At 38.3% G+C, this 14,661-nt stretch carries 17 protein-coding genes; 4 read left to right on the top strand and 13 right to left on the bottom strand.

From position 1 onward, the window contains the following. Nucleotides 1-147 precede the first annotated feature (147 nt). Nucleotides 148-648: a phosphatidylglycerophosphatase A gene (locus tag SCI76_RS15635; RefSeq protein ID WP_013059631.1), complete on the top strand. Its 501-nt coding sequence runs from the start codon at nt 148-150 to the stop codon at nt 646-648. Nucleotides 649-685: 37 nt separating this feature from the next. Here SCI76_RS15635 and SCI76_RS15630 read toward each other — a convergent pair whose 3' ends face one another. Next, nucleotides 686-1,456: a TIGR01457 family HAD-type hydrolase gene (locus SCI76_RS15630; protein ID WP_013059632.1), complete on the bottom strand. Its 771-nt coding sequence runs from the start codon at nt 1,454-1,456 to the stop codon at nt 686-688. A gap of 74 nt (nt 1,457-1,530) precedes the next feature. Then, nucleotides 1,531-1,968, bottom strand: a complete 438-nt coding sequence (locus SCI76_RS15625) for a DUF86 domain-containing protein (RefSeq protein ID WP_013085332.1) — start codon at nt 1,966-1,968, stop codon at nt 1,531-1,533. Between the two features lie 162 nt (nt 1,969-2,130). On the opposite strand from SCI76_RS15625, the gene SCI76_RS15620 reads away from it, so the two are divergent. After that, nucleotides 2,131-2,397 (top strand): DUF3055 domain-containing protein, encoded by a 267-nt coding sequence (locus tag SCI76_RS15620; RefSeq protein WP_033580450.1) that lies wholly within the window; start codon nt 2,131-2,133, stop codon nt 2,395-2,397. A 48-nt stretch (nt 2,398-2,445) separates the two neighbouring features. Here SCI76_RS15620 and SCI76_RS15615 read toward each other — a convergent pair whose 3' ends face one another. Continuing rightward, on the bottom strand, nt 2,446-2,721 hold the full coding sequence (locus SCI76_RS15615) for a YutD family protein (RefSeq protein WP_013059635.1): 276 nt from the start codon (nt 2,719-2,721) through the stop codon (nt 2,446-2,448). 196 nt (nt 2,722-2,917) lie between these two features. On the opposite strand from SCI76_RS15615, the gene SCI76_RS15610 reads away from it, so the two are divergent. Beyond that, the gene (locus tag SCI76_RS15610; protein ID WP_221833768.1) at nt 2,918-3,559 is read left to right on the top strand and encodes a YhcN/YlaJ family sporulation lipoprotein; all 642 of its coding nucleotides are present in this window, start codon (nt 2,918-2,920) and stop codon (nt 3,557-3,559) included. Between the two features lie 342 nt (nt 3,560-3,901). Here the strand turns inward: SCI76_RS15610 and lipA are convergent, their stop codons facing one another. Then, the gene (gene lipA, locus SCI76_RS15605; protein WP_013059637.1) at nt 3,902-4,801 is read right to left on the bottom strand and encodes a lipoyl synthase; all 900 of its coding nucleotides are present in this window, start codon (nt 4,799-4,801) and stop codon (nt 3,902-3,904) included. A gap of 316 nt (nt 4,802-5,117) precedes the next feature. Between lipA and SCI76_RS15600 the strand changes: the two genes are divergently transcribed. Further along, on the top strand, nt 5,118-6,119 hold the full coding sequence (locus SCI76_RS15600; protein ID WP_028412626.1) for a M23 family metallopeptidase: 1,002 nt from the start codon (nt 5,118-5,120) through the stop codon (nt 6,117-6,119). A gap of 30 nt (nt 6,120-6,149) precedes the next feature. Here SCI76_RS15600 and SCI76_RS15595 read toward each other — a convergent pair whose 3' ends face one another. From SCI76_RS15595 to sufD, 9 genes are all read right to left on the bottom strand, one after another. Beyond that, on the bottom strand, nt 6,150-6,266 hold the full coding sequence (locus SCI76_RS15595) for a methionine/alanine import family NSS transporter small subunit (RefSeq protein WP_221833766.1): 117 nt from the start codon (nt 6,264-6,266) through the stop codon (nt 6,150-6,152). Then, entirely contained in the window at nt 6,266-7,780 is a 1,515-nt protein-coding gene (locus SCI76_RS15590) for a sodium-dependent transporter (protein WP_028412627.1), read from the bottom strand. The genes SCI76_RS15595 and SCI76_RS15590 overlap by 1 nt, the downstream gene beginning before the upstream one ends. A gap of 248 nt (nt 7,781-8,028) precedes the next feature. After that, complete coding sequence (gene yunB, locus SCI76_RS15585; protein WP_034264201.1) at nt 8,029-8,781, bottom strand: sporulation protein YunB; 753 nt, start codon at nt 8,779-8,781, stop codon at nt 8,029-8,031. An 89-nt stretch (nt 8,782-8,870) separates the two neighbouring features. Further along, complete coding sequence (locus SCI76_RS15580) at nt 8,871-9,173, bottom strand: YunC family protein (protein ID WP_013059641.1); 303 nt, start codon at nt 9,171-9,173, stop codon at nt 8,871-8,873. 120 nt (nt 9,174-9,293) lie between these two features. Continuing rightward, complete coding sequence (locus tag SCI76_RS15575) at nt 9,294-10,148, bottom strand: DUF72 domain-containing protein (protein ID WP_311265249.1); 855 nt, start codon at nt 10,146-10,148, stop codon at nt 9,294-9,296. A 101-nt stretch (nt 10,149-10,249) separates the two neighbouring features. Then, the gene (gene sufB / locus SCI76_RS15570; protein ID WP_013059643.1) at nt 10,250-11,647 is read right to left on the bottom strand and encodes a Fe-S cluster assembly protein SufB; all 1,398 of its coding nucleotides are present in this window, start codon (nt 11,645-11,647) and stop codon (nt 10,250-10,252) included. Between the two features lie 45 nt (nt 11,648-11,692). Next, nucleotides 11,693-12,127, bottom strand: a complete 435-nt coding sequence (gene sufU, locus SCI76_RS15565) for a Fe-S cluster assembly sulfur transfer protein SufU (RefSeq protein WP_013085338.1) — start codon at nt 12,125-12,127, stop codon at nt 11,693-11,695. Further along, nucleotides 12,117-13,337, bottom strand: a complete 1,221-nt coding sequence (locus tag SCI76_RS15560; protein WP_013059645.1) for a cysteine desulfurase — start codon at nt 13,335-13,337, stop codon at nt 12,117-12,119. Before SCI76_RS15560 ends, sufU begins: the two co-directional genes overlap by 11 nt. Next, nucleotides 13,337-14,644, bottom strand: a complete 1,308-nt coding sequence (sufD, locus tag SCI76_RS15555; RefSeq protein WP_028412089.1) for a Fe-S cluster assembly protein SufD — start codon at nt 14,642-14,644, stop codon at nt 13,337-13,339. The genes SCI76_RS15560 and sufD overlap by 1 nt, the downstream gene beginning before the upstream one ends. Nucleotides 14,645-14,661 lie beyond the last annotated feature (17 nt).

Here is a 14,661-nt window from a genome sequence, read left to right as displayed (position 1 = left end):
ATTATATGATGGAAAACAACATTACTTGTCATAATATTTACGGAGGAATGAATAGATTAGAAATACACCATTTATAGTTATTTACTCCGGGTTAGTAGTATGAAACAACTTTAGACTTAAAAATATATAGAAAACAGGTGATGATACTTGGAGAAAAAACATACACAAAGTGAATTAGAAAAAAAAGCAAGAGAATGGTTAATAGAACGCGGCGTGGCTCTTACAGACATTGCTGAACTGGTCTATTACTTGCAAAAAAAGTATCACCCAAACTTAACAATCGAAGACTGTCTATATAACGTTGAGCGCGTCATTTCTAAACGAGAAGTTCAAAATGCTATTTTAACGGGTATTCAACTAGATGTCCTCACGGAAAAAAAAGTGATTGAGCCGCCTCTGTTGGATATTCTTGAGAAAGATGAAGGTTTATACGGTATCGACGAAATTTTAGCATTATCGATTGTAAATGTGTACGGATCAATCGGCTTTACCAATTACGGGTATATTGATAAACAAAAGCCGGGTATTTTAGAAAGATTAAATGATAAATCTACTGGAGAGTGCCACACTTTCTTAGATGATTTAGTAGGCGCAATTGCTGCCGCTGCTTCTAGCCGGTTAGCGCATCGGGCTGCCAGTCAAGAATAGGTTTTAAAAACAAAAAAAGCTGTCAATTGACAGCTTTTTAAATTCGCTCCATCCACTCTTTTAGTGAATCTACCGTATAAGTTGGCTTTTTCTCATATCCTTCTAGTAACTCTCTTGTTGTTACCCCTGTATGGACTAATAATGTATCTAAGCCTGCATTCATCCCTGCTAAAATATCTGTATCATAGTAATCACCAATCATAATTGTTTCTTCTTTTGGCGTACCGATGACTTCAAGGGCTTGCTCCATAATAATACTTTCTGGTTTACCAATAAATACTGGATTTGTTTGAGTAGAAACCGTAATAACGGACGTGATAGATCCATTACCAGGCAGTAAGCCTCTTTCAGTAGGAATGGCAATATCTCCGTTCGTCGAAACAAAAAAGGCCCCGTTTCGAACGTTTAAACATGCTTTTGCTAATTTTTCATATGTAATTTCCTGATCCAAACCAACAACTACGAAATCCGTATCTTCCTCTTCAATGGTAAATCCTTTTTCAAGCAACGCATGTCGGATTCCTTCTCCACCAATTACATAAGCTGAAGCGTTTGCTTTGCGTTCATGCAAATAATTAGCTGTTGCCTGGCTCGTTGTAAAAACTTGCTCTTCTGTTGCAGGAATGCCAAATGCCTCTAGCTTTTCAGCTACTTTATCGGGCGTTTTTGTTGAGTTGTTTGTTACAAATAAATAAGGAATTCCTTTTTCCTTTAATTTAATAACAAAATCACGCGCCTCGGCAATTAGCTCTGTTCCTTTGTACATGGTTCCATCTAAATCAATCAAATATCCTTTATATTCCTTCATGTTGTGTGATCTCCTTTCAAGTCTCATACTTGAAATCATAGCTTATTTTTTATACAACTACAAATTGCTTGCCTTTAGTTACGAAAAGCAGACACAGGTCCTAACTCTGTCTCTAGATATGTCCTTACGCGCTCTGAAAATGCCGCCAGCACGTCTTTATGCTGCATCACTTTTTGATAAATATCCTGATGATTAACATCCACATATTCTTGAACAAGGCTTTTACGCAATTGAACAATCTCTTTTAATGGTGTTTCTTCCTCTTTTTTAACCACTTTCTCATCAACTAAAATGTCAATGATATCATCGTAACTGCCTGGGTCTCTCATAATAAAACCATCAATCATTGCATTTCCTACATCTAAAACGTTTTCAATTAAAAGATGTACAATTCTCTCTAATGCCTTTTTCTCTATTTCTGTGTTCCAGCTCGAATGCTCAGCAAACAAACGAACGTGTTCATCAAAAAAAACAAGCGTGGCTTCTATTTTTTCACGATCTACAAAGTACATATTATTTCCTCCCTAGTTGTCAGCTCTGTATAAATCTTCTTTCATAAACAAACGGGGTTCCTGTTCTATTTTATCATGACCCATTATCCATTTGATAAATTCATTTTTGTTTTTGACCTTATTTGATATGATACAAATACAACCTATGAAAGGAGTATACCTATGAGCGAACGCTTTTATCTATATGACGATGTCGTCTCTACAAAGACCCGGTTTGTCAGCTTTATGGGCGAAAATCAACGATTTGATTTAGCTATTATCCAAACCGACCGTTATTATGGCAAACAAGTTGTTCTTGATATTCAAGGAGGACGCTTTGCCATTATTGGACAAGATGACCTTGAAGAACCCCACTATCTTGAAGAAGTATTTAAACTAAACAGCGAAGATGGTCAGGAACTTCGCGAATTTTTATATGAAATCATCTAAAAAAAAAGGCAGCGTGAAGGACAATTAGTGTCTTCGGCTTGCCTTTTTTTACTTATGGACTTTTTTTAAGACAAAATACGCACAGCCAAAATTACAATATTCATGTAAATAATCTTGAAGCGTACTAATCTTCGTATCATACGTTGCCTTCTGGTTACGATCATCAAAAAAGCCTCGCAGTCGAAGCTGATTGTATCCCCAATCTCCCACAATATAGTCATAGCGGCTCAGCACGTCGATAAAGCGACCTCTAAACGCCTCTTCATTAAATGCCTCGCGCTCATCTTTTAATACTTCATAACAAATATTATTGATACAGACCATTGCTCACACCTCTTCTCTTAAAATTTACCATACCATAATTATGATGATGAAACCATCAATTAACATGAAATTTTTCACGTATAAGCAGCACTCTAATCCTGTAGGAGTTTTATCGTTATACCTACTGATCTTTTATGCTCCACATGAAGGTTCGCCGGTTTACCTGGCGTACGATATTTAACTACAGGAGGTGGAAATGGTGAAGAAATCTATTCTTGGAATCGCTTTAATAACAAGTATTTTAACCATTGGCTGTCAAAATAAAAACACAGCTGAAAATGAAAATTTATCACCAAACAACCCAGATGCCATTAATGTAAACGAGCCTAATCATTATTATAATCCAAATAATAATAGCGGCACAAATTATGGATATGTCCGATACACTAAAAACACAAATGAACAAAGTTCCAATATGAACCAAGTAGGAACATTTAACCGAGAGGAAGCAGCCGACAATATTAGTAAACTGAGCACCGCTATCCCAAATATTAAAAAAGCCGCTACGCTAGTAACGGATAAAGATGTGCTTGTTGCTTATAAAACAGATGCTAAAAACAGGAATAACGCAGCCGATCAGGTAAAACGTACAGCTATGTCTGTAGTCCCTCGTTATTATCATGTATACGTCTCAGATAATCCGAAACAGATGGACCAAATCGAAAATATCAGTGAAATGAATACACAAACAAATGATGCTAGAAAACGAATCGATGCTGTTATTCAACAAATGCTAAAATCTCCCCAAGGGCGTAAAATGAACGGCGGAGAAGATGCAAATGGAAGAGAGAAAAACGAATTGAATGAACCGATGACGGACAAAGATATGGTGGAATAGACAAAAAAGTTGAGACGTAACTAAAAGAATGTAATCGAAAGACGAAGAAATGAGACACATGAGCTGAACCGCTTGTGACACCGCAGTTGATTTCCGTGCAAGGTTTCGCTTTCCGCGGGCGGCCGCTGAGCCTCCTCGTCGCTTGCGCTGCTGTGGGGTCTCACCTGTTCCGCTGTTCCCGCAGGAGTCTTCGCCTTGCCCTCCAATCAACTGCTAGAAGGAACAAAACAGATAAATTTTACGTTAACCGTAACAAAAAAAACGAACCACTAATCAAACAATTTGATTAATGGTTCGTTTTTCACTTCGGCTAAACTACTTTCGTCCCAGCCTCTTTTTACCTTATTTGCTTTCTTGTGCTTTGTTTTTGGCAGCAGCGTTAACTTGCTCATCTGCATGGTAAGAAGAACGTACAAGAGGACCTGCTTCGACATGGCTGAATCCTTTTGATAATGCAATTTCTTTTAGCTCTTCAAACTCATTTGGATGGTAATATTTCTGAACTTTTATGTGCTTTTTAGTTGGCTGTAGATATTGGCCTAGCGTCATAATATCTACATTGTTCGCACGCAAATCATCCATCGTTTCAATAATTTCTTCTTTTGTTTCTCCTAGACCAAGCATGATACTTGATTTTGTAGGGATATCCGGCTGCATTTCTTTTGCACGGCGAAGGAACTCAAGAGAACGCTCATATTTAGCACGAGCACGAACACGAGGCGTAAGGCTGCGTACTGTTTCAATATTATGGTTTAAAATATCAGGACGTGCGTCCATTACAATACGTAAGTTCTCTTCCACACCGCCCATATCAGAAGGCAATACTTCAATTGTTGTGAATGGATTTTTACGACGAATCGCACGAATTGTTTCAGCTAATACGCTTGCTCCTCCGTCTTTTAAATCATCGCGAGCTACTACTGTGATAACCGCATGTTTTAAGTTCATTAGCTGAACAGAATCTGCTACGCGTTCTGGCTCTTCTAAATCTAATTCTGTTGGTAAACCTGTCTTAACCGCGCAAAAACGACAGGCACGTGTACATACTTCTCCTAAAATCATAAAAGTTGCCGTACGACGAACAGCCCAACACTCATGAATATTCGGACATCTTGCTTCTTCACAAACTGTATGAAGGTTTTTTTCACGCATCATTTTCTTTAAGCCTGTGTAATTTTCGTTTGTGTTTAGCTTAATCTTCAGCCACTCGGGTTTGCGGACATGCTCTTCTTTTGTTGCCATATTATCAACTCCACCAATCTAGAAAATGTCTATAACCTATATGCTTAATTTTAACTACATATTAAAAACATAACTATATGTCACTTTATCATAAAAAAGTGAGATTCGACAAGTTGTCTGCTCTTTATTTTCCTCAGTTTTCTTCTATTTTCCATCCAAATGTGTGCGTTTTCATCGTCCGTATAATTTCCATTTATCTTCTGAATAAAATTCTTTTAAAAAGTTTTGAAGCGATTTCCATTAATTAATATTTATGAAATCTTTTTTCTCGCTGCAAACTAGTGTTACACACTATTTTTAGAAAGGGGGAAACACGATGCGCAAAACGATTATCTTACTTTTTATGTTCATGTCTATATTCACAGGATGGCACCACGTAACAGCTGAATCTTCAGCAGATCAAGAAAAAATGCTTATTCAAAAGAGATTAGAGCTGTATAACCAAATGGAAGCCGCTACTACAATTCCTTGGTATTACTTTGCTGGGATTGACCAGTATGAACGAAATATTCGACGCTCTCATAAAGATATTCCAAGAGAAAAAGGTGCGATCGCCATTTATTATCCTCCAGAAAAATGGTCAGGTTCTTTAAATCCAAATTTGGAAGATACAAACCCACTTACTATTTCTCTTCTCGGGGGAATGGGTAAAGATGGGAACGGAGACAAAAAAGCAGACCAATTTAATGATGAAGATATGCTTTTTACCATGGCAGATTATATTCGGACGTTCGGGGTGTCCGAAGACTATATTAAAATTGCGCTTTGGAACTATTATCACCGGGCTAAAGCGGTTGATATTATTTTAGGGAATGCTAAAATTTTTCGCCATTACGGTCGCATTGATTTAAAAGGTTCTTCATTTCCTGTCCCTCTCCGTGCGAACTACAGTTATCGCAGTACATGGGGAGATGCGCGCGGCTGGGGTGGAAAACGAATCCATGAAGGAACAGACATTTTTGCAGATTATGGAGTTCCAGTAAAATCCCCTTGCTATGGCATTATTGAGCTTAAAGGATGGAATAAATATGGAGGCTGGCGAATCGGTATTCGTGACCTTCATAATAACTATCACTATTTAGCTCATTTAAGCGGATTTGCAAAAAATTTAAAAGTAGGACAAATTGTAGAACCAGGAACACTTATTGGCGGAGTAGGAAGTTCAGGTTATGGACCTCCTGGAACTTCTGGGAAATTCCCTCCTCACTTGCATTACGGAATGTATAAAGATAACGGCAAAAATGAGTGGTCGTTTGACCCATATCCTCAGTTAAGAACGTGGGAAAGAAATGATCGTTTAGAACTAAAGAAAAAATAAAAAAACAGGAAGCTAATGCTTCCTGTTTTTTTACCCTGATGGTTTACTTTCTTTTGCTTTTTTCACAGCATGAGTAATACTCGCGGCCAAGCCGCCCCATATGATGACCATCCCTACAACCATCATTGTAATTGAACTTCCATCCATTATTTAGAAACCCCCTTCTCTTTAACTGACAAACGAGTCGCCCCATCTTTCCATCGTGCAAAAGAAAAAGCAATTCCTAAAATAACAGCCAGAGCTGCCACGCCCCAACCAAAAGGACCTACAAAAGTCGTTGCATACTGCTCGTAATTTTCCGAAATATTTTTTCGGAAGTTATCAAACATCATATACCCAAGTACAAGCGGTGTAACTACTCCTAAACATATCTTCCACCATGATCCGATTCGAATATCAGAAACTTCGTTTGCATGCTGCTGAAGGCTGCTCAGCTTTTTAAATACCCAAGCAACTAATACAACTTCTACTAAGCCTGCTAAAGCAACTCCGAAGTTATTAATGAAATAATCGACCACATCTAAGAAATAAAGTCCGCCCTGTGTTGCAAATAATAGGGAGCAAATTGAAGCGATTCCTCCGCCTATTAATACGGATTTTGTACGTGAGATAGTAAATTTATCTTGAATGCCTGCTACAAATGTTTCAATAATTGAAATAAGCGACGTTAACCCTGCTAATGTTAAGGAAGCAAAGAATAACATGCCAAACAGCTGTTTAAAGGCTGGAAATTCATTAATAATTTGCGGGAAAACAACAAAGGCTAGTCCTACGCCTCCCTGAACCACCTTATCGATTGGGATACCTTGCTGAGTAGCCATAAAACCAAGTGCGCTAAACACACCGATTCCTGCTAGTAATTCAAAAGCGGAATTACCGAATCCAGTAATAAACGCATTATTAGTTAAATCAGATTTTTTTGGAAGGTAACTGGAATAAGTGATCATAATAGCAAAACCAACAGATAAACTAAAGAAAATTTGACCATATGCTGCAATCCAAACCTTTCCATCTCCAATTGCGCTCCAGTTTGGTTTAAAAAAAGCGTGCAGACCTTCCATTGCTCCGTCCAATGTTACTGCTCGAATGACAATGATTAAAAATAGAACAATTAGTGTTGGTAAAAAGATTTTATTTGCCGCTTCAATTCCTTTTTTGATTCCTTTTAATAACACACCTAACGTCACAATCCATACAAGTACAAGCGGAATTAAAACATGTAATACGATGCTTCCTGTTTGTCCTGGTGCTTCAGCTAACTTTAAGTAATCTCCATATAAAAACGCTTCCGTATCCTTTCCCCAGCTTAACTTAAATGAAAAGATAAAATACGACATCGCCCATGCGATAATAACGGAATAGTAAACTGAAATAAAAAAGGAAATAGCTACTTGCCACCAGCCTAGCCACTCAGCCTTTGGACTTAGTCTCGCTAATGATAAAGGAGAAGAACCTTTATATTTATGACCTATAGCAAACTCCATGATTAAAATAGGAATCCCTGCCGTCAACAAAGCAAATAAATAGGGAAGAAAAAATGCTCCTCCTCCGTTTTCATATGCAGTAGCTGGAAACCTCCATATATTCCCTAGTCCAATTGCTGAACCTGCTGCTGCTAAAATAAACCCTGCTCTTGATCCCCACTGCGGCCTATTTTCCACCGTAATTCCCCCTCTTGTTCTCTCCCTACTCTCTTTTTATCGCAGATCAACGATAATTTTTATAATTTTTAGATTATTCTTTCTATAACTTCCTATCTCAAATTATAGAAGGGAGAAGATAGTATGTCAAAATATTTTTTATAGAAAATTCAGACAAATTAACCAATGAATAAAAGCAGGTATGAAAGTCTTTTTGAACTTCCGTACCTGCTTTTTCAATAATACTTTATCACGTTAATATAATATTGTTAATTTTTCTTCGGAAGTTCAATCGCCGGAGAAGACGAGTTTCCACCGTTAAAATAGTCAGGAACATTTCCAGGAATAACGGTGCCTCCGACTGGGATTGTAGCCGTAACGGTTGTTTTTTTAGTTGCAAATGGGATAATGATTTGCATGTTTACTTTCACTTTGATAGATACTTCAAGAAACGCATTATTTATTCCATACTCCTCGATTTTTCGCACTACGTCTGTTTGAACGTCACCAATAGCATGAAATTTAACCGGAATTAGCGGACCCAGATTTCCAAGCAGCGCATTATTAGTCGCTTGCCCAAGCGGAACTTGGTAGACAATTCCTTGATTCCGCAACTTTTCATTTTTTTCAATACGAATATCTGTTGGAAGTTCAAGTGCATCTAAATTCCCTTTCTCTGCTTCTTTTAAGTTAGCCTGGACAAATGACGTAGTTTGAGCTCTAACTCGGTTCACAAGCGCTGTGTCAATTTTGGCTACTTGACCGTTAGGTGTAGATTCCACTTTAATGACATCTACGTCGAGCTGATCGAGTACCTGTTTATTCACCGCTTTATTAATAACTAAAGTTGCAATCTCTTTTGTTTGTGCTTCAGCATATTTCATCAACGTTGGTTCAATCCCTCTATTAATTAGCCATAATCCTACCCCTGTGGAAAGCATAAAAAAAAGAAAGGTGAGCAATAGAACGTAACGAAAAGGAAGCGGGCCTTTTCTTGTTAATTTCCGACGAAGTTTAACCAAAAAAAATCCCCCCTTACAAGCTATATGTATGCATGTATAAGGAGGTTCACGCTTCTTTTAAAAAGTTTTATCTTAAATTCTCGACTATATTAAAGCATTTTCAATAAAGCATCTTTGCCAATTGTGCCTTTAAAAATCCCTCTTTTTTCAGCTTCAAGCGTTACAGATTCAAGCGGCGCTTCAAGAAGCTGCTCAATTGTACGTACACCTACAGCTCTTCCAGCTATTATTTGACGATCAGCTAATTTATCATTTAATAGACCTACATCTAGTGCTCCGCACATAATGTAGCCTTTATCTGATGAAATGGTTAACAAAGTTGTTTTTGGCAGCAATACGGTAACTGCATTAAACGTATGACCTTCAATTACGATAGGCGCTAAGGTAATCATAGTAGCTCACTCCTTTCTTAATCAATTTATGATTTTGAAAGAAAAAAGTGAGGTTTTACATATACTTTTCTACCTATTTAACGTTTAGAGTAATCCTTATACATTTTATAGACCTCGGTGCTAAAATTCGTTAAAAAAATCTAGTTGCTTAGGAGCTAAATTCTCATATTCAATATTTAATAAGCTCATGAGCTGTTTGGCATTATGTACAGCATCTCCGCCGGAGTTATTATTAAATAATAAGTAGATGTCCTTCGTTTGTTTTTGCAGCTTTTCAAGACGTTCTTTCCACTCTAGGAGCTCTTTTTCATTGTAGCGATACAAAAACCTTACCGCTCGCCAATTGCCTTCTGCGGGCTTATTCCAACCGTGTACGTTTCGTCCATGAAAACGTATAAGTGTTTTCTGTTTATCTGTAGCATGAATCACAGTGGGAATAGATCCTTCTCCTGCCTGCGGTTCATCACAAATACCATGAATCCACTTCTCTTGTTCCATAAACGTTAACGTTTTATCATAGAAAAACGGTTTAAACCAAGATTGATTTCGAAACTCCAGCGCTACTGGCAAATCTCCAAACTTCTCACGGCTATACCTCAAATAGGCTACGTTTTCTTTTGTACAGTCAAACCAAGGCGGCATTTGAAATAAAATCATACCAAGCTTATTTGAACTTACGTACGGCTTCACTGATTCTAAAAATGCATGAAACATTTCTTCTTTGCTATCAAACGGATTTCCTTCTCTCATATGCCCCGTCATGCCTTGATAGGCTTTTACCACAAAACGAAAAGATTCCGGCGTATCATTCATCCACTTTTCTACATTTGACTTAGGTTGAATGGCGTAAAAAGATGAATCGACTTCAACAATTGGAAAATGGCCTGCGTATACGGCAAGCTTGTCTCTTGATGAAACACCCGCTTCATATAATGAATCATGATCTCCCCAGCCTGTAACTCCAATATAAATCATGCCATTCCTCCTCTATTTTCTTAGATTGCTTTTCTTTATTTTAATACAAACGATACAAAAAAACTCGTTTGCTTAAACAGCAAACGAGTTTTTATCTATTATTAACCGATTGAACCTTCCATTTCAAATTTGATTAGACGGTTCATCTCTACTGCATATTCCATTGGAAGCTCTTTTGTAAATGGTTCAATAAAGCCCATTACAATCATTTCTGTCGCTTCTTCTTCAGAAATACCGCGGCTCATTAGATAGAATAATTGTTCTTCAGATACTTTTGATACTTTCGCTTCGTGTTCAAGTGAGATGTTGTCATTTAAAATCTCATTGTACGGAATTGTATCAGAAGTTGATTGGTTATCCATAATTAGCGTATCACACTCAATGTTCGCACGTGCACCTTCTGCTTTACGGCCAAAGTGTACGATACCGCGGTATGTTACTTTACCGCCTTGTTTTGAAATTGATTTTGATACGATCGTTGAAGATGTGTTTGGTGCTAAGTGAATCATTTTTGCACCAGCATCTTGGTGCTGTCCTTTACCAGCGAGGGCAATAGATAATGTCATACCGCGTGCGCCTTCGCCTTTTAAGATAACAGCTGGATATTTCATTGTTAACTTAGAACCGATGTTTCCATCAATCCATTCCATTGTTGCGTTTGCTTCACAAACTGCACGTTTTGTTACAAGGTTGTATACGTTGTTCGCCCAGTTTTGAATTGTTGTATAGCGGCAATACGCGTCTTTTTTGATGATGATTTCTACAACGGCACTGTGAAGAGAGTTTGTTGTATAAACAGGTGCTGTACAGCCCTCTACATAGTGGACGTGTGAGCCTTCATCAGCAATAATTAACGTACGCTCAAACTGTCCCATATTTTCAGAGTTAATACGGAAATAAGCTTGTAATGGTGTATCTACTTTTACGCCTTTTGGTACGTAAATGAATGATCCACCAGACCAAACCGCTGAGTTAAGAGCAGAGAATTTGTTATCCGTTGGCGGGATAACTTTTCCAAAATGCTCGCGGAAAATATCTTCGTTTTCTTTTAGCGCCGTATCTGTATCTTTAAATACGATACCTTGCGCTTCAAGATCTTCTTTCATATTGTGATAAACAACTTCAGATTCGTACTGAGCTGATACACCCGCAAGATATTTTTGCTCTGCTTCAGGAATACCAAGTTTATCAAACGTTTGTTTAATTTCTTCAGGAACTTCATCCCAAGAGCGTTCAGACTTCTCAGATGGTTTTACGTAGTACGTAATTTCATCAAAGTCTAAGCTTGCCATGTCTCCGCCCCACTGTGGCATTGGCATGTTGTAGAAGTGCTCTAGAGATTTCAAACGGAAGTCAAGCATCCATTGTGGTTCCTCTTTCATACGAGAAATTTCTTCTACGATTTCTTTTGTTAAACCGCGTTTAGAGCGGAAAATTGATACGTCTTTATCGGAAAATCCATATTTATAATCGCCGATTTCTGGCATTTTTTTAGCCATCTTTTATTACCCCCTACTTGATAGGATTGGGAATGAATGAAGGTCTTATTTTTGTTCGTTAAGACCTTTTTCCATCGCTTTCCACGCTAGTGTTGCACATTTAATACGCGCAGGAAATTTTGCTACACCTTGAAGTGCTTCAATATCTCCTAAATCTATACTATCATCATACTCTTTACCTTGCATCATGTCAGAGAAGATATGGGCCATTTTAAACGCTTTGTCTACTTCTTGACCTTTAATTGCTTGTGTCATCATTGAAGCTGATGACATTGAAATTGAACATCCTTCACCTTCGAACTTTGCATCCACCACTTTGCCGTCCTCTACTTTTAAAGAAAGTTCAATGCGGTCTCCGCACGTCGGGTTATTCATATGAATGTTCACAGTATCTTCATTCAATGTTCCACGATTACGCGGGTTTTTATAATGGTCCATAATTACTTGACGATAGAGAGTATCTAAATTATTAAAAGCCATTTGTAAAATACTCCTTCGTTTTTATTAATGATGACACCAATTTATCTACTTCTTCTTCCGTGTTATACAGATAGAAGCTTGCACGTGCAGTAGACGATACGTTTAAATATTTCATCAGCGGCTGCGCACAGTGATGACCTGCACGAATCGCAATTCCATCAGCGTCTACTACTGTTGCAACGTCGTGCGGATGCACATCTTCAATATTAAACGTCACAACACCCGCTCGCTCTTTCGGTCCGTAAATCGTAATTCCATCTACTTGCGATAAGCGATCCAGTGCATATTGCGCTAGCTTGTGCTCATGTGCTTGAATGTTATCTAAACCAACTTCTTCTAAGAAATCAATCGCTGCACCTAAACCAATTGCACCTGCAATGATTGGCGTACCTCCTTCAAATTTCCAAGGAAGCTCTTTCCACGTTGATTCGTATAAGTTTACGAAGTCAATCATTTCGCCGCCAAACTCGATTGGTTCCATTTTTTCAAGAAGCTCTTTCTTTCCATAAAGAGCGCCGATTCCAGTCGGTCCGCCCATTTTATGTCCAGAGAAAGCAAAGAAATCACAGTCTAAATCTTGTACATCCACCTTCATGTGAGGCGTACTTTGCGCACCATCCACAACCATTACTGCACCGTTAGCGTGTGCAATTTCTGCAATTTCTTTTACTGGGTTAATTGTACCCAATACGTTAGATACTTGCATAATCGATACAATTTTTGTGTTAGATGTAATCGTGCTTTTCACCTCTTCTAGTGAAAGTGCATGATCTTCTGTTAATGAAATATATTTTAACGTTGCACCTGTTTCCTTGGCAACTTGCTGCCAAGGAATGATGTTACTGTGATGTTCCATATAAGTAATCACAATTTCATCACCAGGTTTAAGATTCGCACGGCCATAGCTTGCAGCTACTGTATTAAGAGCTGTCGTTGTACCGCGCGTAAAGATAATCTCTTCCGTTGATTTTGCATTAATAAACTTACGAACCTTTTCACGAGCGCCTTCGTATCCGTCTGTTGCTCTTGTACCAAGCGTGTGAACACCTCGGTGTACGTTTGAGTTATATTCTTTGTAATACTTCTCAATTGCTTCAATTACAGCAAGCGGCTTTTGTGAAGTTGCTGCACTGTCTAAATAAACGAGTGGGCTGCCATTTACCTCTTGGTCTAAAATAGGAAATTGTTTACGAATATCAGAGATATTCATTATCGAACTTTCCTTTCAATTAAATCCGTTAATTGTTTTTTAACCGTTTCGATTGGCAACTCGTTTACCACTGGTGCTAAGAACCCGTGAATAACTAGACGTTCTGCTTCTGTTTGCGGAATACCGCGGCTCATTAAGTAGTAAAGCTGAATTGGATCTACGCGCCCAACAGATGCAGCGTGTCCTGCTGTTACATCATCTTCATCAATTAGAAGAATTGGGTTTGCGTCTCCACGTGCTTTTTCACTTAACATTAACACACGGGATTCTTGCTCAGCGTTTGATTTAGATGCACCGTGTTCAATTTTACCGATACCGTTAAAGATTGAAGACGCGCTTTCTTTCATAACGCCGTGTTTTAAAATGTAGCCTTCAGAATGTTTTCCGAAGTGTACGATACTTGTTGTTAAGTTTTGAGACTGCTCTCCACGTCCAACTGTTACCGTTTTTGTATCTCCATATGAACCGTCGCCCATTAGATACGTTGTATTTTCTGAAACTGTATTTCCTTCACTCATTAAGCCTAAAGCCCACTCAATGCGACCATCTTTGCCCGCTACGCCGCGGCGATTCACATAAGTAGTTGTACCTTTAGCTAAGTAGTCAACAGCTCCAAACGTTACTTTTGCATTGCTGTTAGCGAATACTTCCGTCACGATATTGACAACACCGTGTGACTCTTCAGCAGTAGCAATGTAGTTTTCTACATATGTTACTGAGCTGTTGTCTTCAGCTACAACAATAACATGGTTGAATAAAGCTGCTTCTTCATCTTCACGGACAAATACAGCTTGAAGAGGCTCTTGTACTTCTACATTTTTAGGAACGTATACAAATACACCCCCGTTTAATAACGCTGCGTTTAATGCAGTTAAACGGTGCTCATCTACTTTAACTCCGTCTTTCATGAAGTACTTCTCAACAAGGTCGCTATGCTCTTTAGCAGCTGTTTGAATATCTGTAAAGATAACGCCTTGAGATTTTAGCTCTTCTGTTAACGTTGAGTATGCAGCTGTTTGGTCACGCTGAACATATAGATTCTTAACCGCTTCTGTATCAATTAGTGCTTTAACCACTTCTGGAAGCTCGTCTACAGATGAGATTGTGCTTGCCTGTGAAGTGTGCTTGTCAAAAGCAGTAAAGTTCCATTTCGAAATGTTTGTTTTATCTGGCTTTGGAAGTGCAAGATCTTCTGCTTTCGCAAGAGCTTGTAAGCGAAGATCTAGCAGCCAACTTGGTTCATTAGCTTCTTTTGAAAAGCTGCTGATGTACTCTTGATCAAATGGTAATTTCGTATCAATAGTCATAGAGATCCTCCTAACTC

Origin of the sequence: Priestia sp. HNGD-A6, from assembly GCF_045784335.1 — a bacterium.
Taxonomy (GTDB): domain Bacteria; phylum Bacillota; class Bacilli; order Bacillales; family Bacillaceae_H; genus Priestia; species Priestia zanthoxyli.
This window is presented reverse-complemented; position numbering and strand designations above follow the sequence as displayed.

What these genes read in the sequence shown, in the direction of transcription:
- SCI76_RS15595 (WP_221833766.1), bottom strand. Translation starts at nt 6,266, where the DNA reads ATGGATGGAAGTTCAATTACAATGATGGTTGTAGGGATGGTCATCATA.
- SCI76_RS15630 (WP_013059632.1), bottom strand. Translation starts at nt 1,456, where the DNA reads ATGAAGGAATATAAAGGATATTTGATTGATTTAGATGGAACCATGTAC.
- sufB (WP_013059643.1), bottom strand. Translation starts at nt 11,647, where the DNA reads ATGGCTAAAAAAATGCCAGAAATCGGCGATTATAAATATGGATTTTCC.
- lipA (WP_013059637.1), bottom strand. Translation starts at nt 4,801, where the DNA reads ATGGCAACAAAAGAAGAGCATGTCCGCAAACCCGAGTGGCTGAAGATT.
- SCI76_RS15625 (WP_013085332.1), bottom strand. Translation starts at nt 1,968, where the DNA reads ATGTACTTTGTAGATCGTGAAAAAATAGAAGCCACGCTTGTTTTTTTT.
- SCI76_RS15575 (WP_311265249.1), bottom strand. Translation starts at nt 10,148, where the DNA reads ATGATTTATATTGGAGTTACAGGCTGGGGAGATCATGATTCATTATAT.
- SCI76_RS15620 (WP_033580450.1), top strand. Translation starts at nt 2,131, where the DNA reads ATGAGCGAACGCTTTTATCTATATGACGATGTCGTCTCTACAAAGACC.
- SCI76_RS15600 (WP_028412626.1), top strand. Translation starts at nt 5,118, where the DNA reads ATGCGCAAAACGATTATCTTACTTTTTATGTTCATGTCTATATTCACA.
- SCI76_RS15610 (WP_221833768.1), top strand. Translation starts at nt 2,918, where the DNA reads ATGGTGAAGAAATCTATTCTTGGAATCGCTTTAATAACAAGTATTTTA.
- SCI76_RS15560 (WP_013059645.1), bottom strand. Translation starts at nt 13,337, where the DNA reads ATGAATATCTCTGATATTCGTAAACAATTTCCTATTTTAGACCAAGAG.
- SCI76_RS15615 (WP_013059635.1), bottom strand. Translation starts at nt 2,721, where the DNA reads ATGGTCTGTATCAATAATATTTGTTATGAAGTATTAAAAGATGAGCGC.
- sufU (WP_013085338.1), bottom strand. Translation starts at nt 12,127, where the DNA reads ATGGCTTTTAATAATTTAGATACTCTCTATCGTCAAGTAATTATGGAC.
- sufD (WP_028412089.1), bottom strand. Translation starts at nt 14,644, where the DNA reads ATGACTATTGATACGAAATTACCATTTGATCAAGAGTACATCAGCAGC.
- SCI76_RS15580 (WP_013059641.1), bottom strand. Translation starts at nt 9,173, where the DNA reads ATGATTACCTTAGCGCCTATCGTAATTGAAGGTCATACGTTTAATGCA.